The organism is Thiomicrospira sp. S5, from assembly GCF_003991075.1.
Classification (GTDB): domain Bacteria; phylum Pseudomonadota; class Gammaproteobacteria; order Thiomicrospirales; family Thiomicrospiraceae; genus Hydrogenovibrio; species Hydrogenovibrio thermophilus.
The window spans coordinates 999,419-1,023,281 of record NZ_CP014470.1 but is presented as its reverse complement, the minus strand read 5'-3'; the positions used below and the strand labels follow the sequence as shown (position 1 = coordinate 1,023,281).

Below are 23,863 nucleotides of genomic sequence, written 5' to 3'. Positions count from 1 at the left end.
ACCGTGAACTTACTTGGCGCGGGAAACGTATTCCCCGGTCTGGGTGTTGCACACCACCTGTTCGCCGATTTGAATGAACAACGGCACTTGCACCACAGCACCGGTGGACAAAGTCGCCGGCTTACCGCCGGTTCCGGCCGTGTCGCCTTTCAAGCCGGGATCGGTTTCCGTGACTTCCAAAGTCACTTGTTTCGGCGGCAGTACGGAAATCGGGTCACCGTTCCACAAAGTCACGGTGCAGATATCCTGTTCGATCAACCATTTGCTGACATCCGCCACGGCGGCTTCGCTGGCTTGATACTGCTCGAACGAAGCCGGGTCCATAAAGTGCCAGAACTCACCGTCGTTGTACAAATATTGCAATTCGGTGTCCATGACATCAGCCGCTTCGACTTTTTCGCCGGACTTGAAGGTTTTTTCCAACACGCGCCCGGTAATCAGGTTACGGAATTTCACACGGTTAAACGCCTGACCTTTCCCCGGTTGAACAATTTGGTTGTCCACAATGGTACACGGTTGACCGTCCATCAAAAACTTCAAACCGTTTTTAAATTCGTTCGTACTGACTGTTGCCATGATTTTTTCACCCTTAGATTCACGCCGAGAAAACAGGAGTCGGCGCGCATTGAACTCTTTTCATGTAAAATAAGCCGCATATTTTAACGCAACTCCGCCCGTGAAGGTAGTTTCTTATCACAAAACCGGGAAACCGGGGCGAATCGTTCATGGGCTTCAAACACAACGCCATGAAGCATCGCGGCTCCTCTGCAAAACGTTGCGGATAAGTTACGGATAAACACGGGCAGCGCAACACGGAACCACATGATTCAATCCATCGAACAATTGTGCGATTTAATCGAACTCGCGCCGGAAGCCTTGGCGCTGGACGTTAACAGCCCCTTTCCGCTGAAAGTGCCCAAACACTTTGCGCAGCAGATTGAAAAAGGTCAGCCAAACGACCCTTTGTTACGACAAATTCTGCCAGACCTGGCGGAACGACAGCCCGTACCCGGTTTCGTCGCCGACCCGGTGGGCGATTTGCAGTCCAACCCACAACCTGGGTTGATTCACAAATACCACGGCCGTGCCCTGTTGATTGCCAGCCCGCGTTGCGACATCCACTGCCGTTACTGTTTCCGCCGCCACTTTCCTTACGAACAGGCCAAAAAACAACACTGGCAAGCCGCCATCGACACCTTGAAAAACGCGACCGATATCGAAGAAGTCATTCTCAGCGGCGGCGACCCCATGACCTTGTCGGAAAACGCCCTGATGGATTTAATCGGCGAACTGGAAGCCATTCCGCATTTAACAACGTTACGCATTCACAGCCGCACGCCGGTGGTGGCACCGGAGCGCGCCAATCGCCCGCAACTGCTGGCAAAACTGTCGCAAAGCCGTTTGCAAACGGTGCTTGTCGTGCACTGCAACCACCCCAACGAGTTGAGCGAGCAAACCGCCGCCTGTTTGCAGGCGTACCGTAACGCCGGGGTGACATTACTCAACCAGTCGGTGCTCTTGAAAGGCGTCAACGATTCGGCCGACACCTTGGCGGCCTTGAGCAAAAAACTCTTCTGCCAGGGTGTTTTACCGTATTATTGTCACCTATTGGATAAGGTCGCGGGCGCGGGCGACTTTGACATCGAAAACGACCAGGCCTGGTCGATTTTCGAACAATTACGCCGCCGCCTGCCGGGCTATTTGGTGCCGCGATTTGTCGAGGAAATTGCCGGCGAACCCTATAAGACATTGCTCACAAAACGCTTTTAACCGAAACGGATTGACCGAATTTATGAAACCGATGACAAGTGCTTTTTCATCCCTAGACCGTCCGGCACGCGCGGCTTTCTGGCTGGTGCTGCTGGTCAGCGTATGGCATTTATTGCTGGCCGGCCAATTGAACTTGAGTGTCGATGAAGCCCATTACGCGCTGTACGGCCTGAAACCGGACTGGAGTTACTTCGACCATCCGCCAATGGTGGGCTGGCTCAATGCTTTGATGGTGCCCTTTACCCATTCCGACTTCGGGCTGCGAATCTTACCGGCCACCTTATTCGCGCTCGCCAACTGGGTGCTTTACAAACTGGCGAAACGCCTGTTCCCGAGCTTTAGCTGGATCGGTTTCTGGACGCTGGCGCTCGTCAACAGCGCCATTATGTTCCAGCTATTGAGCATTTCGATGTTACCGGATACGCCGCTGATGCTGGCGGGGCTGATGTTGCTTTGGCACCTGCTCAATCTGCGGGAAGCGCCGCTGAACTCCCGTGACTCGTTGAAAAACTGGTTATGGATCGGTTTCTGGCTCGGCGTGGCCGCTTTGTCCAAATACACCGCGATTACTCTGGTGCTGTCCTTGCTGCTGGTCATGTTGGTGGAAAAGCGTTTTTACTGGCTGAAAGACAAAGGCCTCTGGCTTGCCGTGGCACTAACCGCACTGATGATTACGCCGGTTTTGTATTGGAACGCCACCCATGATTGGATTTCATTTCTGTACCAATTGAATCACGGCCAACATCACGACCAATGGGATTGGCTCAGAGCCGTCAACACCCAGTTGGCGCAATTGGGCGTTTATTCGTTGGCCCTATTCGTGATTGGGCTTTGGTTGATGGTGTCATCCTGGTTCCAGCCGCACCGTGAAAATGCTCGTCTGCTGGCCGCCTTCGCGCTGCCGATTATCCTGCTTTTTGCCCTGAACTCCGGTTACGAAATGAGCCTGCCGCACTGGACACAACTGGCTTGGCTGTTCATCAGCCCGGCCGTGGTGTATTGGCTGTGGCGACGCTGGCAATACAAAACCGCTCGAGTGTTCGTTTACGTCAGTTCCGCCATTACGCTGGCCGGCAGCCTCGCCCTCAACAGCCAGTTGGCCGTGCCATGGATGCCGTTCCCGGCCAATGAAAATCCGGTGCGGGAACTGCACGGCTGGCCACAGGCCGTTGCCATGGCGAAAAGCTTTCAAAACGACCAACAGCAGCCGCCACTGTTCGCGGCCAACTGGTCACAAGGCAGCCGCATCGCCTGGTATGCCTATCCGCAACCGGTGTACGTGACCGATAACCGTTTCGACCAATTCGATCTTTGGTATGGCAATCCGCCGGCCGGTTCCGAGGGGTTATTACTGGTGCCGTCTTATGAAGACCGTCCGCCCGAAACCGCCAGGCCTGGGCATTTTCAACACTGCCAACCCTTGGCGGTCATGCCCGCATTGCATGGCGACATCACCATCGTGACCTATCACCTGTACCTCTGCCAAGGTTTCCAACCGGTGCAATATTCCGGCTGGGCGGCGCAATTGCCACTGGTACAGGCCGCGGAATGACGATGACTGCACGCCTCATAACCGCCGTTGGTCAACCCGACTCGCAGTTTCGTTTGGGTTTTGCGATAATACCCCGCAATTTCTTCCCAAAACTCACATGACGTAAGGAACTCGGTTTGGGCAACCTCATAAAACTCGGTCTCTCCATCGCGATTATCGGCTTTATTTTGTATAAGTTCGATGTCCGCGCGGTTTGGGACACCATTCTCAACGCCAATGGCGCCTTTCTGCTGGCCGCCTTAGCTGTCCAGATGCTCAGCCAAACCGTGGCCGCCTACCGCTGGTCGTTGATTATGGGCATCTTGAAGTTCAAACACAGCTTCGGGTTTTACTTCCGCAGTTATTTCAAAGGCAGCCTGTTCAACCAGGTCTTGCCGACCAGCATCGGCGGCGATGCCTATCGGATTGCCGAAGTCACCGCGCACGGCGGTTTGGTCAAGGAAGCGTTTTATGGTGTGTTCATCGACCGCGTTGTCGGCCTAGTCGGTTTGCTGTTGTTGAACCTGTTCGCCAATATGATTGAATCCAACCTGATGCCCTACGAAGTCTTTATGACCATCAACGTGATTTTGGTCGCTTCCTTGTTCGGCCTCTTCGTACTGATGGCGATTCATAAATTCGACATTTTCAAACGCTACCGCCTGACCCGCCTGTTCTATGAATTATCCGAGCGCTTCCGCTTTATCTATAAAACCCCGAAACGCATCAGCCAGCAGCTCGGCTTGTCGATTGTGATTCACCTTTTGTCGATGGTCGCGATTTTCGGCATCGGCCACAGTGTGGGCATCAACGAACCGCTGGTGGCTTACTTAGTGATTATTCCGCCTGCGATTTTGCTGACCTTATTGCCGATTTCCTTCGCGGGCTGGGGCGTGCGCGAAGGCGCGCTGGTGGCGTTATTCATGATGATTGGGATTGATGAAAACCTGGTGTTGGCGATGTCGCTGCTTTATGGCCTGATTCTGATTCTCAGCGCGCTGCCGGGGCTGTATTTCTACCTGACCAGCCAACACAAATACCTTTAATTAGAGCCTTTTGTAAAAACATAAAAGACTCAAGCAATTTCCCGAAACAAGATAAAAAGACTTACAATAACGCCATGAATGTAGATTTAATGCGAAAAATCGATCACCACCTGGGGATTCCGCTGACCTTCGTCAGCACCTATGTGTTGAAAACCCTTTATTGGTTAAAAGGCAAAAAGCCCACTACGCCGAAAAACATCCTCTTTGTGGAGCTTTCGGAAATGGGCAGCACCATCATTGCCGACCCGGCCATGAAACGCGCCCAAAAAGTCTTTGACGCCAACCTGTTTTTCGTGATTTTCAGTAAAAACAAGCCCAGCCTGGATCTGTTGAATACCATCCCGCAGGAAAACATCTTCACCCTGTGCGAAGACAACTTGTTCACGCTGATGCGCGACGCCGTGCGTTACCTGTTCTGGTGCCGAAAAAACCGTATCGACACCGCCATTGACCTGGAACTTTTCTCGCGGGTATCGGCGTTGCTGACCGGTTTCAGCGGCGCCAATAACCGCATTGGTTACCATAATTTCCACGGCGAAGGGCTCTATCGTGGTGAAATGCTGACCCATAAAGTCAGCTACAACCCGCACATCCACATCGCCAAAAACTTCATGGCGCTCATTCATGCATTGGAAGCGCCGAAACAGGAAGTGCCTTATGCCAAGGTACTGATCAGCGACGACCACATTCGCTTGGATCAAGTCACCTTCAGCGATGATGAAAAGGAATTTGTGCACCAAAAGGTCGCCGACTGTTATGCCGGTTACGACCGCGACGCACACGAACTGGTGCTCATCAACCCGAATGCCAGCGACTTATTGCCGCAGCGCCGTTGGCCGAAAGCCAACTTCATCGCATTGATGCAACAAGTATTAACTCAATATCCAAATGCGCTGGTGTTGATTACCGGCGCGCCCAACGAACGCGAAGAAGCGCAACAGCTTCTGGAACAAGTCGACCACGAACGTTGCATCAACTTCGCAGGGCAATTGAAGCTGCTGCAAATGCCGATTTTGTATAGCATCGCCCGCCTGATGGTCACCAATGACTCCGGGCCTGGGCATTTTTCGGCCATTACCCCACTCAAAACCTTTGTTCTGTTCGGCCCGGAAACGCCGAAGCTGTACGGTTCTCTGGGCAACAGCACGCCGATTTTCGCCGGACTGGCCTGCTCACCGTGCGTGAGTGCCGCCAATCACCGGAAAACGCCCTGCACCGAACCGGTCTGCATGGACGCCATCACGGTTGATACCGTCTTCAAACAGGTTCAAATCGAACTGAATTATTAAGCGGAACCCTGAGTTAAAGATCAGGTCAAAAGATAAAACAACCACCGGCCGGGCGGTGATAAACAAAGCTTAATGCAAACGCCGTAATAAGAAAAGCGCACTCAACACCAGTACAATGGACGGTAGAAACGCCCCGACAATCGCCGGGAGCTGATAGACGACACTGAGGTTGCCGAAAATCTGATTCAACAGATGGAAACTCATGCCGATCATAATGCCGACAAACACCCGTTGCCCGATGCTCACCTGACGTTGCGACCCAAAAATCAACGGGAACACCAACGCGATCATCCCCAAAATCACAAACGGCATCGCCACCTTGCGCCAAAACGCCAGCTTATAAGGTTCGGCATCCAAAGCATTGGCCTCCAAAAAACCAATGTATTGGTACAAATCCCAAATGCCCATATAACGGGTTTCAACATGCAATGTCTGCAACAGCGTCGGCGTGACCGGCAAGGAAACCGGGAGCGACACATCCTTAAAGGCGATGTAATCCAAACGTTTCCATTCCGGGCGGTCCGCTAATCGGGACGGAGCCATCTTCCAGTCCAGGCGTTTGCCTTCCACACTGAACAAATGCCATTCACCTTTTTCAAAACGCGCGGTTTTGGCAAACATCGTCTGCTTCAATTCACCGTCTTGCATATCGTAAATGCGCACATCGTAGAACTGAGTGTCGGAAATGACTTGTCCGACATGAATATAGCGCTCCCCTTCCCGCATCCAGAAGTCGTCGGACGCCCCGATGGAAAAGCTTTTATGGAGCGCTTCGCCGCGCATCTTCTTGGCGTAACTTTCACTGGCCGGCGCCACCCATTCCCCGATAACGGCCGCGCAAATCCACAGAATGAACGCCGACTTCATCACGCCCCAGAAAATGCGCCCGATGGACCAACCGGTGACGCGCAAAATCGTCAATTCAGCATGGTTCGCCAGGCCGCCCAACCCAATCAGGGTACCGATCAATAACGCCACCGGAAAAATCTCATAACCGTACACCGGCAACTTCAACACCGTGTACAACGCACCTTTTTCAAACGTGTATTCATCGGTCAGTTTGCCAACCTGAATCATGAACTCCGAAAAGCCCAAAATCACCAACAAAACCATCAGCACCAACAAGGTATGTCCGACCAGAACCCGGCCAAGGTAACGTTCAATCAAGTTCATCTTGATATTCATGATTTCGACTCCGCGGGCTTCTTAAACCAGCGACCGACATCCGGCCACTCGAACCAACTCGGCTTCAGCGAGCCTTGATACAACGCATAGGCCAAAAACAACACCGGCACCGGCCACAGCCCGATGGTTGTCGGCAACGATTCGTTGGCGATGGCTTCTTTGAAGGTCACCAACAATTGGTTGTAAACGACATACAGCACCAACGCGAAAAACACTTTACCGAACCGGCCTTCCCGCGGGCCGGAACGACTCATCTTCAACCCCAGCAACCCCAAGACAAGAATACTGAACGGCGTGACCAGGCGCCATTGAAACAAGGCCTGATAATCCAAGTTATCCGACTGCCACAACTGCATACTGGCGATTTCAAATTTTTTCTGGCTTGGCGGGGTCACCTGTATTTCCGGCAAAAACCCTTCAAACCGGCGGAATTCGCGGGCGGTGAAGGCATCACCTTTGTCCAGCCCTTCATAACTGTGACCGTTCAACAACACCAAAGCCAACTTACCGTCAATCCACTCGAAGCGGCCTTGCGGTGCCGTCATCAACACATCCTGCTCATCGGTTTTCAATCGTAACCAGACCGACGACAGGTCGCCGTCGTCATCGATGGTGCGGGTGTAAAACACCCCTTCGCCGTTCGGCAAGGGGTTGAATTTTCCCGGCACCAAAGCCGCCAACGGCGAGGTCACTTGCGCCTCCGCCACCAGATGCCGTTCCTGCTGATAACTCCAAGGCGTCACCCACAAGGTAATCCAGGCCGTCAGCAAGGCCAACGGCAACAAAAACCAAAACACCCGTTTCTGAAAATAACGCGTCGGGATGCCGCAACTTTGTAGCACCACCATTTCCTGATCCTGATACAAACGCCCCACCGCCAGCATGACACTCAACAGCGCGACCAACGGCAGAATCACTTCCAAAGCCGGTGGAATTTTATACAGTAAGACCTTGAAGATAATGGAAGACGGAATGGTGCCTTCGACGGCCACGGCCAGCAGTTTGGTGGCCTCGGTACCAAAGGTGATCAACAACAGTACCGACAGAACGGCAAAAAAGGTCGCAAACAATTCTTTGTAGAGATATTTATCAAGAATTCGCAAAAACAGCCACCAAAGCGTTAGAATAATGAGATATTTTCGAGACGGCGACACCGCCATCCAACCGATTGAAAACACGCGCATCTGGCTCGCTGACATTCAGCCACCAGACGAAAGGTTCATTTGTTTTCAAGATTATACAAGAAGGAATTCCGCGACATGAAACAAATCCAGTTTAGTCTCTCTTCAAACGCCGACCTGAACGCTTTCGACACCTTGATTTTACCGGTGTTCGACAAGGGGCAAACCACCGATTTGGGCACCGACACCCAATTGGCGACCTTGACCGAAAGCCTGTTTGAACAAGGGGATTTTCTGGCCAAACCGGGGCAAACCCAAATGGTGTTTCAGCCGACGGGCGTACCATGCCGCCGTGTCCTGCTGGTCGGCTTCGGCGACATCGGCAAACTGACCGTCAAAGCGTATCTGGAAAGCTTGAACGCCGCGGCCAAAGCCTTGGACAACTCCGGCGCGGAAGAAGTGCTGAATTCCTTGATTGACGTACAACCGGCCGAAACCGACCAGGCCTGGTCGGTTTATCAAAATGCCTTGACTTTCCAACGCAGCCTATACGATTACGAACACGAAAGCCGCAACAAGAAAACCCCGAAGACGCCGAAATTAAACGGCATGACCTTCCCGGTTGAAGCGTCCGCAGAAAATGTGTCACAACTGGAACAAGCCCAAGCATCCGCTCTGGGCATGGCGTTGACCCAGGATCTGGCGAACATGCCAAGTAACTTCTGTACCCCAACCTATTTGGCGGAAACCGCTCAGAAACTGGGCGAAATGCACGGCTTTGACGTCAATATCCTCGACGAGGCCGAAATGACTCAAATGGGCATGGGCGCTTTCATGGCGGTGGCACAAGGCGCGCATACGCCGCCAAAAATGATTTGCCTGTCCTACCGGGGAGCCGGAGACGAAGCCCCGATTGCCTTGGTCGGTAAAGGCGTGACTTTCGACACCGGCGGGATCTCCTTGAAACCCGGCGAATCCATGGATGAAATGAAATACGATATGGGCGGTGCCGCCACCGTATTGGGCGTTTTCGAAGCCTTGGGGCGTTTGAAACCTAAGGTAAACGTCGTCGGCGTAATCCCATCCACCGAAAACATGCCGGCCGGCAACGCCACCAAGCCAGGCGACGTGGTGAAATCGCTTTCCGGTCAAACCATCGAAATTCTCAACACCGATGCCGAAGGACGTTTGATCCTGTGTGATGCGTTGACCTATGCACAGCAAACCTATCAACCGAAAAAAATCATCGACATGGCAACCTTGACCGGTGCCTGCATCATCGCACTGGGCCACCAAATGTCCGCCGTACTGGGGAACAACCAACCGTTAGTGGATGCCCTTCTGGCCTCCGGCTTGAAAACCTACGACCGCTTCTGGCAAATGCCGTTGAGCGAAGAATACGACGAGCAACTGCAATCCAATTTCGCCGACATGGCCAACATCGGCGGTCGCCCGGCCGGCACCATCACCGCCGCTCAATTCCTGGCACGTTATACTCGGGATGTGGAATGGGCGCATCTGGACATTGCCGGCACAGCTTGGGTCAGTGGCAAAAACAAAGGTGCCACCGGTCGCCCGGTACCGGCCGTGGTCGATTTTCTAATGGCTCAGGCCGGCCAGTAAACGGAGTTGCATCATGTCGGGAGAACAAGATGTGGTGTTCTATGTTTTGAGCAGTGACGGCGATGCGGAACGCGAAGCCTTCATCGCCAAACTGGTCAATAAAATTCACCGTGAAAACCGCTTGTGCGACATTCGTTTCGACGAAGAGCAAGCTCGAACACGCTTCGACACGCAGCTTTGGCAATACCAGCCACAAGCGTTCATCCCGCATGTCCTCGGAGAAGAAGTCAACGAACTTGCCGCGCCGATTCGCCTATGGTCGGAGAACATCGCCCAACCCTGTCAGGACGTCTTACTCAACATCCACCCCGTTTTTCCGGAAACCTTCGAACAATACCGCCGGACCATTGAGGTACTGGATCAGTCCGAACGGCTGATTCAAATGGGGCGTGAGCGCTGGAAAACCTATAAAGCCAAAGGCTTTGAGCCGGTAGTGCATAAAATTTAACGCCCCGACATAGCCTTGGGCTAAAATAAGCCTCCTAAGAAAAACATCAAAAATGGCGAAAAACGCTTTTATGAAACGCACCGCTCAGCTTGTCAAACCGGGTCGACGCTTAGCCCGTCTGCCATCCGCTCTCCGCCTGGCCCTGCTCGGCGGCCTCATGAGCATGAGCCAAACGGCGTCGGCGTCCGTCGTATCATCGCCCGCTCCGAACAATCCACCGGCTATCACCAAATTCTGTCAGGACTTTGCCGATAAACTGCGCACCGTGGACTACCAAGGGTGTTTGACGCTCAACTTGAATCAAAGTATCGAACATAAAAGCATCGAACATCGTCCCCTGACCTACAAGGAAGTGCTACCGGCCAATAATCAACCACCGAAAGGGCGCATCCTGTTTATCAGCGGAATTCACGGCGATGAATACTCCGCCATCAGTATCAGCTACCTATGGCTTCAAACCTTATTGAGCCCTGAGAGCCAAACCCAATACCATTGGCTGTTTTTACCGCTGGCCAACCCGGATGGGCTTTTTCAAAGCCCGGCGACCCGACAGAATGCCGACGGCGTCGACTTGAATCGTAACTTTCCGTCGCCCGACTGGGACGAGCTGGCCATACGCACCTGGAAAAACCACTATCGCATGAACAAGCGTCGTTACCCCGGTCCGACCGCGGCCAGTGAACCGGAAACACAATGGATGGTGCAATTGGTTGAACGCTTCAAACCCACCGCCATCATTTCAATTCACGCACCTTACGGCCTGCTGGATTATGACGGTCCCGAACATGCCCAACCCAATAAAATCGGCCATCTCAAGCACCGTGCCCTAGGCACCTACCCGGGATCACTCGGTCGTTATGCCGGCGAACACCTCAATATTCCGGTTTTGACACTGGAGTTGAAATCGGCTGGCCGCATGCCGAACCAAACCGAAATCAACCACATGCTGAATGACCTGGAAACTTGGGTGACCGAAAAAATCGAACAAAAAGAGTGGGATCTTTAAAACGCCACACGAATCGTGACGCCTTGAAATAAGGATAGATTAAGGGTTGCCGGATAACGCCAGGTTTTGTGACACGCTCGGCGCGTTTTTGGATTCCTGCTCGGTTTCAAACACCAACTGCCAACGCCCTTCGTTTTGACGCTGCCAATACTGCTCCACCAGTTTACGCCCTTCGTCGATTGGGAAGCTCACGTAATAAACCCCTTCTTCCCCGGGATAGGCGTACACACTGACGTGACCCCAATCCACACGATAATCATTCTGGCTGCGCAGCCATTGATTGATTTGCGAAAGTACCTGCTGTTTGTCTTCATCATTCCGTTCAATGAAATTACGCTGAATGTTCTGCGCAATGATGACCGGCGTCGACGGCAGCAAGCGGTATTTGAACACCAAAGACTCCATCGCCGGATTGTTCAGCACCACACAACCACGGCTGGCCAACGGCGCTCGACTAAAGGTATTGCGTGGCGTACCGTGCAACCAGATTCCGGAACCGGTTCGACCTTTTTGCTTATCCCAACTGTTCGGGTAATTCAAGGTCAAAGCTGCCACACCATACAATTCCGGCAATTTGGAGTCCGGTAGTTCTTTTTCGATTTTGTAGATGCCGATTGGGGTTTTCAGGTCGCCGCGCACTTGCTTGCCGGTGCCTTTTTCACCCAACGAGACGTAATAATTGACCACTTCCTGGTAACCGTTTTCGTTTTTACGATATAGGAATAGGCGGTGTGCTTCGGAATCGACAATCACCAAGTAGGGTTCGTCACTGGTTTTCAGAACATACTGCGCCAAAAGCGCATCCCACGTAGCATCTTGATTGACGCCGTCGTTTTCCTGTTGCTGCCAACGCACCTTGGCTTCGGACAATAAGGACTCCGCCTCGCGCTGATTGCGTTGCCGTTGTTGCTGAATCCAATCGGCCTTACCGGCGCGAATCGCATAGAGTTCGGCTTTGACCAGTTGGGCCAGTTTGTATTCCGGCATATCTTTGGCGAGCGTCTGCGCCTGGGAAACGGCTTGATCGAATGAAGCCGTTTTCACCGCGCCCAAACCGGACAATAAGGAATGCTCGGCCTGCAAAGCGCCGTCTTCCGCGGAAACGGACGTCGCCATCGCGCTCAGGCATAACAGCATCGCCCCCCAGATTGGGCGAGGTTTCCGAAAAGGTTCCGGTCGTTTGCTCTCAGTCATAAAGCACGTTTTCCTGTACGATTTTCCATTGGTCGTCCTGGTTCTGCCATACCAGTTTCTTGCGTACGCGATCCTTAAACGTATTGGATTCATAGGCTTGCCAGAAAGTCACTTGAATGGTTTGCGGCGTCAACGGCACTACCTGAACATCGTCCAACTGGATACGGATGTAGCTCGGACGCGTTAAACTGCGATCCCGGCTTTTCGCCCAGGCCTGGTGATTATTGTAATTGTCCGAGGTGTAATCCGGGCTGTAATAATCAAGATAACGGGACACTTCCTGTTCCACCCAGGCCTGACGCCAGCTTTCGACGCGGTTCGCGACCCGTTTCATATTGTTTTCCACCAACGCCAATTGCGCCTGCTCCGGCGTTTTCAACTCAGTGCCAGCCGACAGAATCCATTGCCCTTGCGGCAAATCCACTTCCGACTTTTTAAACACGGATTGATACGCTTGCTGCGCCTGGTAAGCGTAAATCTGGTTCAGGTTCTTGCGCAAGGCGGCGATTTTCGGGTCGGCGTTCAATGCCGACTCCAGAACCTGTTGCGCCTTGTCGTACTCGTGTTGCTTGATGTAGGCCGCCGCCAGGTTATTACTCGCCGCCAAGTCCTGCGGGTAATCTTTCAACAGGCCTTGCAACAGTTGAATCGCGCCGTCCATATCACCGGACTGAGACGCCTGAATCGCCTGTTCGAAACGCGTTTGATACGCTTGCTCATCCGCTGCCGCCGTCTCGGCAAACATCGTCAAGGGAGCGATTATCCCCCAAGTCCACAAAAGAGTCGTCAATAGGGCGCCGGGGCGTTTTCGAAGATGGGTGCTATCGTGTTTCATAAATCCTTTTTTGCGAACCGGGGCACGTATAACCGTCAGATTTCTTTAAAAAACTAAGGTATTCTAACGTAAATCGCCCACGCCAACCATAGAAGTTTTCAAGCCTTTGATTTCATCACGCAACTTGGCGGCCTGCTCGAAATCCAAATCCTTGGCCGCTTTGTACATCTGTTTTTCCAACCGCTTGATGGCCGACGCCAATTCCGCCGGCGTCATGGCCTTGGCTTTCGACGTATCATAATCGCCCTCTGACTCGGCCGCTTTCAGTTTCGCCGCGGAAGCACCGGCACGCGGTGCGTACGGTGAATCTTCCAAAATATCCGCGACTTTTTTGTTCAGTTTTTGCGGGGTGATGCCGTGCATTTCATTGAACTCGATCTGTTTGGCGCGGCGGCGTTCGGATTCGTCAATGGCCCGCTGCATCGAATCGGTGATTTTATCGCCATACAGAATCGCCTTACCGGCCACATTTCGCGCCGCACGGCCAATGGTCTGAATCAGAGATCGTTCGGAACGCAAGAACCCTTCTTTATCGGCATCCAGAATCGCCACCAATGAGACTTCGGGAATATCCAGCCCTTCCCGCAACAGGTTGATGCCGACCAACACATCGAATTCGCCCAGCCGCAAATCGCGGATGATTTCAATTCGTTCCACCGTGTCGATATCCGAATGCAGGTACCGCACCCGGACATTGTGTTCTTCCAAGTATTCAGTGAGGTTTTCCGCCATGCGTTTGGTCAAGGTGGTCACCAATACCCGCTCCTCCTTGTCCACCCGCAACCCAATTTCGCCCAACAAATCGTCCACCTGGGTAAGCGCCGGGCGCACTTCCAAAACCGGGTCCAGCAAACCGGTCGGCCGCACCACCTGTTCGACGATTTTCGACTGATGTTCTTCCTCATACTTTGCCGGCGTGGCGGAGACGAAAATGGTCTGCGGCATGATGCGTTCGAATTCGTCGAACCGCATCGGCCGGTTATCCAACGCCGACGGCAGACGGAAACCGAAGTTGACCAGATTCTCTTTACGGGAACGGTCCCCTTTATACATCCCGCCGATTTGCGGAATGGTGACGTGGCTTTCGTCGATGAACATCAGGGCGTTTTTCGGCAGGTAATCCAGCAAAGTCGGCGGCGGTTCGCCCGGGCCCCGACCGGATAGATAGCGCGAATAGTTTTCGATGCCGGAACAATACCCCAGCTCCATCATCATTTCGATGTCCAAACGCGTGCGTTCTTCCAAACGCTGGGCTTCGACGAGCTTGTTGGCGTCCCGCAATTCCTGCAAGCGCACCACCAGCTCATCCTTGATTTTGTCAATGGTTTCCAACACCCGTTCCCGCGGCGTCACGTAATGGGATTTCGGATAAACGGTGATGCGGGTCGGACGACTCAAGACTTCGCCGGTCAAAGGATCAAACCAGGCCAGCGAATCGACTTCGTCATCGAACAATTCTATGCGAATGGCATACTCTTCCGCCTCGGCCGGAAAGACATCGATGACATCGCCCCGCACCCGGAAACAGCCCCGCCACAGCTCGACGTCGTTACGGGTGTACTGCATGCTCGTCAAACGTTCCAGAATATCACGCTGCGAGATGACATCGCCCAAACGCAATTGCAAAATCATCTTCAAATACAGGTCCGGATCACCCAAGCCGTAAATCGCCGAGACGGTCGCGATCAGCACCACGTCATTGCGTTCCATCAACGCTTTGGTGGCGGACAACCGCAACTGCTCAATCTGTTCGTTCACCGAGGAGTCTTTGGCGATGTAAGTATCGGAAGCCGGCACATAGGCTTCCGGTTGATAATAATCGTAGTAGGAAACGAAATATTCCACCGCATTGTGCGGGAAGAAACTTTTCATCTCGCCATACAACTGCGCCGCCAAGGTTTTATTGTGCGCCAGAATAATGGTTGGCCGCTGAACCTGTGCAATGACATTCGCCATGGTGAACGTCTTCCCGGAACCGGTCACCCCCAGCAGGGTTTGAAAGGCTTCACCATCTTCCAATCCCTCCACCAATTGTGCGATGGCAGTCGGTTGGTCACCGGCCGGCTGGTAGGAAGAAACAATTTCAAATGCTTTGGCCATGGGCTCGTTGAGACTCCGCGTCGGGTTCGTTAAAAAATAATTTGTTGTCAGTTTACTGTCGGCCAATCCGATTCAATTACCGATTAAAGAAAATTTACGCCAAAACCGCCCTAAACACTGAATTTTTCACTTAAAAAAAGGCCGAATTGGTTGTAAAATGACCGTAACATTTTACCTGAGTGCCGAGCAGAACAAAACCGAAACCCATTGGAATCTTGGGAATCTGAAAAAGAATCGCCCAACAATGTCGAATCCGTTCTGCTTCCGGTTCGTATGGCACCGTCCACCAACTTGAATGAGATGAAAATTTATGTCCCGACTGTCCAATCGTGTTAATCGAGTCAAACCCTCCCTGACCTTGGTCATTACCGCCAAAGCCGCCGAGCTGAAACGCGCCGGGAAGGACATCATCAGCTTGGGCGCCGGCGAACCGGATTTCGACACCCCCGACCACATCAAAGCGGCCGGCATTCACGCCATTGAAAACGGCCAAACCCGTTACACTGCCGTGGACGGCACACCGGAACTGAAAGACGCCATCATCGCCAAATTCAAGCGTGACAATCATCTTAACTTTGCGGCCGACCAGATTCTGGTATCGTCTGGCGGGAAACAGAGTTTTTACAATCTGTGCCAAGGCATTTTGGACGACGGCGACGAAGTGATCATTCCTGCGCCTTACTGGGTGTCTTACCCGGACATGGCTTTGCTGGCCGGTGGCGAACCGATCATTATTGAAGCCGGCATCGAGCAAGGCTTCAAAATCACCGCATCACAATTGGAAGCGGCGGTTACCCCGAAAACCAAACTGGTGGTCATCAACAGCCCGTCCAACCCGACCGGAGCCGTCTACACGCCGGAAGAACTGAAAGCCCTCGGCGAAGTGCTCACCAAGCACCCGGACATTCTGATTGCGTCGGACGACATGTATGAACACATTTTACTCACCGACACGCCGTTCACCAACATCCTGGAAGTTTGCCCGGAACTGACCGACCGCACCGTGGTCATGAACGGCGTCTCCAAAGCCTATTCGATGACCGGCTGGCGCATCGGTTACGCCGGCGGCCCGAAAGACATCATCGCAGCCATGCGAAAAGTGCAATCCCAAAGCACGTCCAACCCGTGCTCGATTTCCCAGGCCGCATCGGTGGAAGCCCTGAACGGCGACCAAGGTTGCATTCAAACCATGTTGGTGGAATTCAAAAAACGCCACGATTTCGTGGTGGAACGTATCAATCAAATTCCCGGTTTCAAGTGCATTCCGGCCGCCGGCGCTTTCTATGCCTTTATGGACGTCCGCGATGCCATGAAACAGAAAGGGTTTGAGACGGATGCCGATTTCGCCACGGCGATTCTGGAAGAGGTCGACGTCGCCGCCGTGCCGGGATCCGGCTTTGGTGCCGAAGGCTACTTGCGTATCTCCTTCGCCACCAGCATGGACAACTTGGTGAATGCTCTGGATCGCATCGACGGCTTCATGCAAAAGGCTTAACGCAAAACGCGTGTCAAAGGACTTAAACAAAAAACCGCCAGGCCTGGCGGTTTTTGTGTATTCAGGGGAACTTGCTCAAGAATCTTTAAAGACAAACCATCGGACACGCAAAATCGCTCGCAACCTACGTACTGGGTTCAAATCTGGTTGAGGTGACGTAACACCAACATCAAAGCCGCATAAGCCCGGCCTTCTGAAAACTCCGGGTGTTCTAACAGGGTTTTCCAATCAGATAACGGCCAGTGAACCACTTCCAACGGCTCCGGTTCATCACCTTCCGCTTGCTGCGGACGCAGCCCTTCCGCCAGCACCACATGCGTTTGATGAGTCATATAACCGGCGGCCAAACTGAGCGAGTCCAACAAAGACACCTGTTCGGGGAAAAAGCCGATTTCTTCCTGGCTTTCGCGCACCGCTGCCTGCTGCCAGTCCTCGCCTGGGTCGATTTTCCCTTTCGGGAAACCGAGTTCATAACGCTCCACCCCGGCCGCATACTCGCGAATCAACACCAGGGCATCGTCCAAAACCGGTACAATCAAAACCGCACCGTACGCCGAGCTGACCAAACGCTCAAACTGCACTTGCGTGTCATTCCCATAGAGGATATCCAATCCTTCCACGGTGAAAATCCGCGTGTTAGCGAGTTTTTTTTTCGTTAGAATAACGGGCGATTTTTTCGTTTCCATAGCGAGCATCATACGAGAATAGGAGTTAAAATGCGAATTAAAACCACCGCTCAAGGCCCCGCCATCCCCTGGAATGACATCGAGACGGTTTTGCTTGATATGGACGGGACACTGCTCGATTTACACTTCGACTGGCACTTCTGGATGACCTACGTTCCACAGATGTACGCCGAGCGTAATCAAATGACCGAAGACGAAGCCCAACGCATCATCCGCGAGAAAATCCACTCCCAGCAAGGCACCTTGAACTGGTATTGCCTCGATTACTGGACCGAACAGCTTGACTTGCCCATTGCCGCGCTCAAACACGAGCTCAAACACATGATTCAGGCGCACCCGGAAGTCATCACCTTCCTGCAACGCCTGCAAGCGCTGGGCAAGCACGTCATCATGGTCACCAACGCTCACCGCGACAGCCTCGCCATCAAACTGGAAATGACCGAAATCGGCGACTACTTCGATGAGATGATTTCCGCCCACGACTTCGGTATGCCGAAAGAAGATGGCGCCCTTTGGTCGGCGATTCAGAATAAGGTGCATTTCGACCCAAAACACACCTTACTGGTGGACGACAACCTCCACGCGCTGGAATCCGCCCAAGCCTTCGGCATCGCCTATCAACTGGCCGCGGTTCACGTCAGTCCGAAAATGGACAAAATCGACCCGAAAGCCTTTCCTTACTTCGAGAACTTCAACCAAATCATGCCGGATTGAGCGGCGTCAACCGATACACGGTTTCCGTAGTGGACACGCCTTTGCGTTCAAAGGTTTCCGAGTGTAGCACCTCGATTTGGTAGCGATTGCCGAACAAATCACGGATTTCACGCTCCGGCACCGAAAACGGCGGCCCGGCTTTCAACGTCTGGTCGTACTCCAAACCGATCAGCAGCATCGGAACCGTAGCTCCCAGGATTACTGTCATGTGTTCGGCATACCGACGGCGCATTTCCGAGGGCAACGCCACCAACGCCGCCCGGTCATAGACGGCTTGAACCCCTTTACAGTCATCGGCGGACAAATGGAAAAAATCCCCGCAGAATAACGTCATGTCTTCCAGCTCGTAACCGCAAAAACGGTCATGCTGAGCCGGTCGGCCGTTCAAGCCGTTTTCCGTCAGAAAATCCGCCAGCGCTTTTTCGCTCAGCTCCACACCTAAAACCGGATGTCCGGCCGCATGCAGCCACACCATATCCTGTGACTTACCGCATAAAGGCACCAGCACGGCCGCGCCTTGGGCGACTCCCAGCATCGGCCAGTAAGTTTTCAGCAAGGCATTCACCCCCGGTTGATGGAAACCGATTTCGTCTCGCGCCCATTTTCGATGCCAAAAATCCGCTTTCATGTTTTCCGTGTTTATCCTTTGTTTTGCGCCTGAATTACGCTAATATGGCTGGCAATAATTTTACCCAAAATCGATGACGAAAAGTTTGCAACAACCATGAAAATGTCGAAACCACCGGTCCCGGAAAACCGATTACAAGCCACCCGCGCTTTCTTACAGCGCAAATGGGTGAAAAATCTCTTGTTCATGCTGGCACTCATCATCGTCTATCTCGCCTTGCGTCCGTTCATGCAAGGTGACGTCGTCAAAGGGCCGGCCCCGGCTTTCGAAACCGAATCCATCACCGGCCAGCCGATTCGACTCGCCGATTATCGCGGCCAGCCCGTCATGGTCCACTTCTGGGCCACTTGGTGCCCGATTTGCCAACTGGAACGCGACAGTGTCGAACGCCTTTCCAAAGACTACCCGGTCATCAATATCGCCACCCAGTCCATGGACGACGAAGGCCTGCTTGCCTTTGCCGAAGAGCACGGCATGAACCCCAACCAAATCGTCAACGATTTCGACGGCCAACTGATGAAAGCCTTCGGCGCCCGCGCCGTCCCCGCCACCTTTATTATCGGCCCGGACGGCAACGTTTCTTTTGTCGAAGTCGGCTACACCACGCCTTATGGGCTGAGAACGCGTCTATGGTGGCTTCAATAGCATCCAAGTTCCGCCGCAAAAACACGCCTAAAGGACAAATCATCCACAGTGTCCGGGACGGCTTCGGCCTGATTGAAGTCGTCGACACTCAAGTGGCACGCAGCCTGTATTTCGGCACCCGCGTCGAGCAAAGTCGCCTGTATTTCAACGCCCCCATGACGCTGGCGTTCGAATACCAGGAAGCGTTGATGGAATCTATTCTGGAGCATCCGGCCGCCATCAACCGCCTGTTAACGCTGGGGCTTGGTGGCGGCAGCCTGCCCGCTCAAATGCACCATATTTTTCCGAAATGCCAGCAAACCGTGGTGGAACTCCGCTCGGCAGTCATCGACATCGCTTATCGGTATTTCCATCTGCCGGAAACGCCACACATCGACACGCGAGAAGCCGACGCCTACATGTTCGTCCTGCAGGAAACCGAACGCTACGATATCATCGTCATCGACCTTTACGACGGCGATAGCATGCCGCCCGAATTCACCGACGAAATCTTCCTGCTCGCTTTGCAAAAACTGACCAGGCCTGGTGGATTATTGTTATTCAATTTGTGGAAAGGCACGCCGGAAAAAACCCTCAGAGTCATCCGCTTTTGGGAAGACATGACCGACTGTGAAATCACCATGCGCGAAATCCACTCCAGCAACAATCTGATTCTATCGGTAAAACCATGTTAACCCGAGGAGAACACCATGACCGCTCCCAGTCTCAGCGCCTACTCCGAACAGTTTGAAACCCTGTTCAACCAGCACCGCATCGCCTGTATGCTGTGCGAACTGACGCCGCCTTACCGAGTGAACTATCACTCCGTGGCGTTACGCAAACTGATTCGTTTACCCGATGACGACAGCGCCATGCACCTGCTCGACTGGGTTCACCCGGACGACCGTGAGCGCTACCAACTTGAGTTGAAAGCTTACGCCGCCCAGCCGGAAACCCCGAGTTTCGAACGCTTGCCGTTTCGCATCCTCAACCAGAACGGTGAAATCAAATGGGTACGCGAACTCGTCCTGATCGACGACAGTGACGGCCAACAACAACTGGTACTCAGTTGGGAGGACATCACCAAGCGTTATCTGGAAGACCAGCAAAACCGCGAAAACAAACACCAGTTCAACTTGGTGTTGGACTCGCTCAATGTCGGTTTTTTCGAATTTCTATTCGGCACCAACACGGTGTTCTATTCGCCGACCTGGAAAAAACAACTCGGCTACGAACCCTATGAAATCGAAGACAAAATGGCCGAATGGGAAAAACGCGTGCCGCCCAAATACGTCACCGCCGCCTACAAAAATCTGGAAAAACATCTGTCCGGCAAAACCGAATGGTACGAAGCCGTTTTCCCCATGCGCCACAAACAAGGTCATCAAGTCTGGATTCTGGCCAGAGGCAAAGCCGAGCGCGACGCCAACGGCCATCCGTATAAAATCATCGGCACCCATACCGATCTGTCGGCGGTGCAGAAGCTGCCGAAACAACTTCAGGCGCTGGCCGACATCGAGTTTCACCCGGAAACCCTTTACCAACGTGCTTTCGCTACCGCGCCGATACCGCTGTCTCTGTTCAATCTCAATTCCAACAAAGTGGAAATCAACCCTAAAATGGTGGAACTTTGCGGCTACCAGAGCCAGGAGCTCACCGGCCAAGTCTACACTCGTTTCTTCCACCCGGACGACCGTCAAGCCAGCATCGAAGCCATTGAGCGCCATATCCGCAACGCCACACCGAACCTGGAAACCGTCGAGCGACGCGCGTTTCATAAAGACGGCCGTCTGCTGACATTACGCATCACCAGTTTTGTCACCACGCTGGAAAACGACGACCGAGTGCTGTGTTCCTATATCGAAGACATCACCGAGGCGACACAAAAAGACACAGAGATGGATGCGAAATCGTCGCCACTGGATTAAAATGCTCCCCTATTTGAGTCCTCATTCACCCACCCTGCAAACTTGAAGGCGTTATTGTTCTATGGCACTGCTTTTCCTACGCGACACCCAACTCAGCTACGGCACCCAAACCCTCTTGGACGGCGTCGATTTTAAAATCGAGCCCAACGAACGGGTCTGTATCGTCGGACGCAACGGCGAAGGCAAATCCACCCTGCTCAAAGTCATTGAAGGCAGCGTTCAAGCCGACGATGGCAGTCGAATTCTGCAAGACGGCGTGCAAATCGCCAAGCTGCAACAGGAAGTGCCCAATGACACCCAAGGCAGTGTCTTCCACATCATCGCACAAGGCCTGGGCAACATCGGTCAGTTAATCGAACGCTTCCACCAATTGACCGCGACATTGGCCGACGACAGTTCCGAAAACACCTTGAATGAACTGACCCGCACCCAACAAGCCATTGATGACCAGGACGGCTGGGACCTGAACCAGAAAGTCGAAACACTGATTTCCAAACTCTCATTACCCGCCGAAGCCGAATTTTCCGAATTGTCCGGCGGCATGAAGCGCCGAGTTCTGCTGGCGCAGGCCCTGATCCAAGACCCGGACATTCTCCTGCTGGACGAACCGACCAACCATTTGGACATCCCCTCCATCCAATGGCTGGAAGACTTTTTGAAAAACCTGTCTTGCAGCCTGGTATTCATTACCCATGACCGCTCCTTCCTGCAAGCGCTGGCGACGCGCATCGTGGAGCTGGATCGCGGCCAGCTTTATAACTGGGAATGCGATTACGCCACCTACCTGCAACGCAAAGCCGCACAACTGGAATCCGAAGCCAAATCCAATGCCGAATTCGATAAAAAGCTGGCGCAGGAAGAAGCCTGGATTCGTCAAGGCATCAAGGCACGCCGCACCCGAAACGAAGGCCGGGTTCGCGCGCTGGAAAAGCTGCGCGAAGCCCACAAGGCGCGCCGTCAGCAACAAGGCAAAGCCAACCTGCAATACAACCAGGCCAACCACTCCGGCAAACAGGTCATCGAAGTGGACGACATTCACTTTGCCTGGCCCGACCAAGTCGTCATCGATCATTTCTCCACCATGATTTTGCGCGGCGACAAAGTCGGTTTTATCGGTGCCAACGGCTGCGGGAAGTCCACCCTGCTGAAGCTGCTACTCGGCCAACTGTCACCGCAATCCGGTCACATCAAACTCGGCACCAATCTGAAAATCGCCTATTTCGATCAACACCGCGACCAGCTCGACGAAAACAAAGCGGTGGTCGACAGTGTATTGGAAGAGTCGGACTACATCGAAATCAACGGTCAACGCAAGCACATCATGGGCTATCTGGGCGACTTCCTCTTCAGTCCGGAACGCGCCCGCCAACCGGTCAAAGCCCTGTCCGGCGGCGAACGTAACCGTCTGTTACTGGCGCGCGTCTTCGCCAAACCGTCCAACCTGCTGGTGCTGGACGAACCCACCAACGACTTGGACATTGAAACCTTGGAACTTCTGGAAGAACTCCTGCTCGATTATCCGGGCACCGTGCTCATCGTCAGCCACGACCGGGCCTTTTTGAACAGCGTGGTCACCAGCTCCATCGTGTTCGACGCACCAGGCCAAGTCAATGAATACGTCGGTGGTTACGACGACTGGTTACGCCAGCGCCCGGCGCACTACGACGCCCCAACTCAAAAAACCGGCACTCGGACAAACACCCAAGAATCCGCCAGGCCTGGCGAAAAGACCGAAACGCCAGCCGCCAAATCGAGCGACAAACCCGCAGCGAAAAAACCGAAAAAGTTGAGCTACAAAGACCAACGGGAATACGATGCCCTGCCGGAAACCATCGAAACACTGGAAACGGAGTTGGAAGCACTGCAAATGCAAATCAGCGAACCGGAGTTTTATCAACAAACCGGCCATGAGGCGGTCTTGGAACGCCTCAATGCGTGTGAGGCCGAATTGGAAGCCGCTTTCGAACGTTGGGAAATTTTGGAAGCCCAACTCGAAGACTAGGCATATCAGAGTTGGCGAAGGTCAGTGACCGAGCACAGCGCTTGGTCTGGGCGGCATCGACAACTCTTCGCGCCACTTTTTCCAGCGGTTCAAGCGATTCAATAATCGCAACATCGCTTTGGGTTGCACCGGTTGCGCCAGTTGAAAGCGGAAATAGCCCTTATTGATGAGCGGCAAAGCCGCGGCCAACTCGTCATCCCGCCGCATCAACACCACCGGCGTTTTCAAAATGGTCGGGTTGTTATGGGTCGTTTCCTGCCAGGCCTGCTCGACCTGATTGGCCAATTGAAAATCGATGAGAATCGCCAAATACACCCGGTGGGTGGAATAGCGACGCTTTTCAATTTCCGAGACCACCGCATCAACGTCATTAAAGGCCGCGACACTGATGCCATAGCGTTTCAGAAACTGTTCAATATCGGCAAAACGTTGCGCATCCGGTTCGCATACGGCAATGCGTCGGCCTTTCAGCCATTTCAATTCTTTTTTGAATCCCATTTTTGTCAGTCCACACGGTCAAGGCGGATTCGAGACTTGTTCCCGGTCGGAACCCGCTGAAAATTCGGTTTTATTTTTTATATTACCAAAAAATCCGTTGCCTCGGTGTGGCTTTAAAATGACAAACAGATGACCTCTGT

22 protein-coding genes are annotated in these 23,863 nt (G+C 53.2%); 13 read left to right on the top strand and 9 right to left on the bottom strand.

The annotated features are described in order from the left end of the window. Positions 1-9: 9 nt before the first annotated feature. Positions 10-576 carry an elongation factor P gene (gene efp / locus AYJ59_RS04600; protein ID WP_029938665.1) on the bottom strand — a complete coding sequence of 189 codons (567 nt, stop codon included), beginning with the start codon at positions 574-576 and terminating at the stop codon, positions 10-12. Positions 577-822: 246 nt separating this feature from the next. Between efp and epmB the strand changes: the two genes are divergently transcribed. The 4 genes from epmB to AYJ59_RS04580 all read left to right on the top strand — a co-directional run bounded on the left by epmB (position 823) and on the right by AYJ59_RS04580 (position 5,636). Next, positions 823-1,770, top strand: coding sequence for an EF-P beta-lysylation protein EpmB (gene epmB / locus AYJ59_RS04595; RefSeq protein WP_127119374.1), 948 nt, complete (start codon positions 823-825; stop codon positions 1,768-1,770). 22 nt (positions 1,771-1,792) lie between these two features. Beyond that, positions 1,793-3,322: an ArnT family glycosyltransferase gene (locus AYJ59_RS04590; protein WP_068650473.1), complete on the top strand. Its 1,530-nt coding sequence runs from the start codon at positions 1,793-1,795 to the stop codon at positions 3,320-3,322. Positions 3,323-3,438: 116 nt separating this feature from the next. Continuing rightward, on the top strand, positions 3,439-4,347 hold the full coding sequence (locus AYJ59_RS04585) for a lysylphosphatidylglycerol synthase transmembrane domain-containing protein (protein ID WP_068650475.1): 909 nt from the start codon (positions 3,439-3,441) through the stop codon (positions 4,345-4,347). A gap of 74 nt (positions 4,348-4,421) precedes the next feature. Next, a complete protein-coding gene (locus tag AYJ59_RS04580; RefSeq protein WP_127119373.1) occupies positions 4,422-5,636 on the top strand; it encodes a glycosyltransferase family 9 protein in 1,215 nt (404 codons plus the stop codon). A 69-nt stretch (positions 5,637-5,705) separates the two neighbouring features. On the opposite strand, the gene lptG is transcribed toward AYJ59_RS04580, so the two are convergent. Together lptG and lptF are read right to left on the bottom strand one after the other, a co-directional pair. Further along, positions 5,706-6,821, bottom strand: a complete 1,116-nt coding sequence (lptG, locus tag AYJ59_RS04575; RefSeq protein ID WP_237260372.1) for an LPS export ABC transporter permease LptG — start codon at positions 6,819-6,821, stop codon at positions 5,706-5,708. Next, entirely contained in the window at positions 6,818-8,020 is a 1,203-nt protein-coding gene (lptF, locus tag AYJ59_RS04570) for an LPS export ABC transporter permease LptF (RefSeq protein ID WP_237260371.1), read from the bottom strand. Before lptF ends, lptG begins: the two co-directional genes overlap by 4 nt. Positions 8,021-8,080: 60 nt before the next feature. On the opposite strand from lptF, the gene AYJ59_RS04565 reads away from it, so the two are divergent. From AYJ59_RS04565 to AYJ59_RS04555, 3 genes are read left to right on the top strand one after another with little or no spacing between them, the layout of a single operon-like run. After that, entirely contained in the window at positions 8,081-9,565 is a 1,485-nt protein-coding gene (locus AYJ59_RS04565; RefSeq protein WP_127119372.1) for a leucyl aminopeptidase, read from the top strand. A gap of 13 nt (positions 9,566-9,578) precedes the next feature. After that, positions 9,579-10,013 (top strand): DNA polymerase III subunit chi, encoded by a 435-nt coding sequence (locus AYJ59_RS04560; RefSeq protein WP_127119371.1) that lies wholly within the window; start codon positions 9,579-9,581, stop codon positions 10,011-10,013. 52 nt (positions 10,014-10,065) lie between these two features. After that, positions 10,066-11,019, top strand: a complete 954-nt coding sequence (locus tag AYJ59_RS04555; protein WP_237260370.1) for a M14 family zinc carboxypeptidase — start codon at positions 10,066-10,068, stop codon at positions 11,017-11,019. 39 nt (positions 11,020-11,058) lie between these two features. On the opposite strand, the gene AYJ59_RS04550 is transcribed toward AYJ59_RS04555, so the two are convergent. The 3 genes from AYJ59_RS04550 to uvrB form a co-directional block, all read right to left on the bottom strand. Further along, on the bottom strand, positions 11,059-12,213 hold the full coding sequence (locus AYJ59_RS04550) for a L,D-transpeptidase family protein (RefSeq protein WP_127119370.1): 1,155 nt from the start codon (positions 12,211-12,213) through the stop codon (positions 11,059-11,061). Beyond that, positions 12,206-13,048, bottom strand: a complete 843-nt coding sequence (locus AYJ59_RS04545) for a nuclear transport factor 2 family protein (RefSeq protein ID WP_127119369.1) — start codon at positions 13,046-13,048, stop codon at positions 12,206-12,208. The genes AYJ59_RS04550 and AYJ59_RS04545 overlap by 8 nt, the downstream gene beginning before the upstream one ends. Before the next feature lie 63 nt (positions 13,049-13,111). After that, positions 13,112-15,148, bottom strand: coding sequence for an excinuclease ABC subunit UvrB (gene uvrB, locus AYJ59_RS04540; RefSeq protein ID WP_127119368.1), 2,037 nt, complete (start codon positions 15,146-15,148; stop codon positions 13,112-13,114). Between the two features lie 310 nt (positions 15,149-15,458). On the opposite strand from uvrB, the gene AYJ59_RS04535 reads away from it, so the two are divergent. Further along, a complete protein-coding gene (locus tag AYJ59_RS04535; protein WP_127119367.1) occupies positions 15,459-16,643 on the top strand; it encodes a pyridoxal phosphate-dependent aminotransferase in 1,185 nt (394 codons plus the stop codon). Positions 16,644-16,780: 137 nt separating this feature from the next. On the opposite strand, the gene nudE is transcribed toward AYJ59_RS04535, so the two are convergent. Next, complete coding sequence (gene nudE, locus AYJ59_RS04530) at positions 16,781-17,329, bottom strand: ADP compounds hydrolase NudE (protein WP_127119366.1); 549 nt, start codon at positions 17,327-17,329, stop codon at positions 16,781-16,783. Between the two features lie 30 nt (positions 17,330-17,359). Between nudE and yrfG the strand changes: the two genes are divergently transcribed. Next, positions 17,360-18,043 carry a GMP/IMP nucleotidase gene (gene yrfG, locus AYJ59_RS04525; RefSeq protein ID WP_127119365.1) on the top strand — a complete coding sequence of 228 codons (684 nt, stop codon included), beginning with the start codon at positions 17,360-17,362 and terminating at the stop codon, positions 18,041-18,043. Here the strand turns inward: yrfG and tmpT are convergent. Next, positions 18,030-18,671 (bottom strand): thiopurine S-methyltransferase, encoded by a 642-nt coding sequence (tmpT, locus tag AYJ59_RS04520; protein ID WP_127119364.1) that lies wholly within the window; start codon positions 18,669-18,671, stop codon positions 18,030-18,032. The two genes, yrfG and tmpT, sit on opposite strands and share 14 nt — an antisense overlap. A 96-nt stretch (positions 18,672-18,767) precedes the next feature. On the opposite strand from tmpT, the gene AYJ59_RS04515 reads away from it, so the two are divergent. The 4 genes from AYJ59_RS04515 (at position 18,768) to AYJ59_RS04500 (ending at position 23,225) form a co-directional block, all read left to right on the top strand. Next, entirely contained in the window at positions 18,768-19,316 is a 549-nt protein-coding gene (locus AYJ59_RS04515; protein ID WP_127119363.1) for a protein disulfide oxidoreductase, read from the top strand. Then, complete coding sequence (locus AYJ59_RS04510; protein WP_127119362.1) at positions 19,301-19,990, top strand: spermidine synthase; 690 nt, start codon at positions 19,301-19,303, stop codon at positions 19,988-19,990. The genes AYJ59_RS04515 and AYJ59_RS04510 overlap by 16 nt, the downstream gene beginning before the upstream one ends. Before the next feature lie 15 nt (positions 19,991-20,005). Further along, a complete protein-coding gene (locus tag AYJ59_RS04505) occupies positions 20,006-21,223 on the top strand; it encodes a PAS domain-containing protein (RefSeq protein ID WP_127119361.1) in 1,218 nt (405 codons plus the stop codon). 61 nt (positions 21,224-21,284) lie between these two features. After that, positions 21,285-23,225 carry an ATP-binding cassette domain-containing protein gene (locus AYJ59_RS04500; RefSeq protein WP_127119360.1) on the top strand — a complete coding sequence of 647 codons (1,941 nt, stop codon included), beginning with the start codon at positions 21,285-21,287 and terminating at the stop codon, positions 23,223-23,225. 21 nt (positions 23,226-23,246) lie between these two features. Here AYJ59_RS04500 and AYJ59_RS04495 read toward each other — a convergent pair whose 3' ends face one another. Further along, positions 23,247-23,723, bottom strand: coding sequence for a hypothetical protein (locus AYJ59_RS04495; protein WP_127119359.1), 477 nt, complete (start codon positions 23,721-23,723; stop codon positions 23,247-23,249). Between the last annotated feature and the right edge of the window lie 140 nt (positions 23,724-23,863).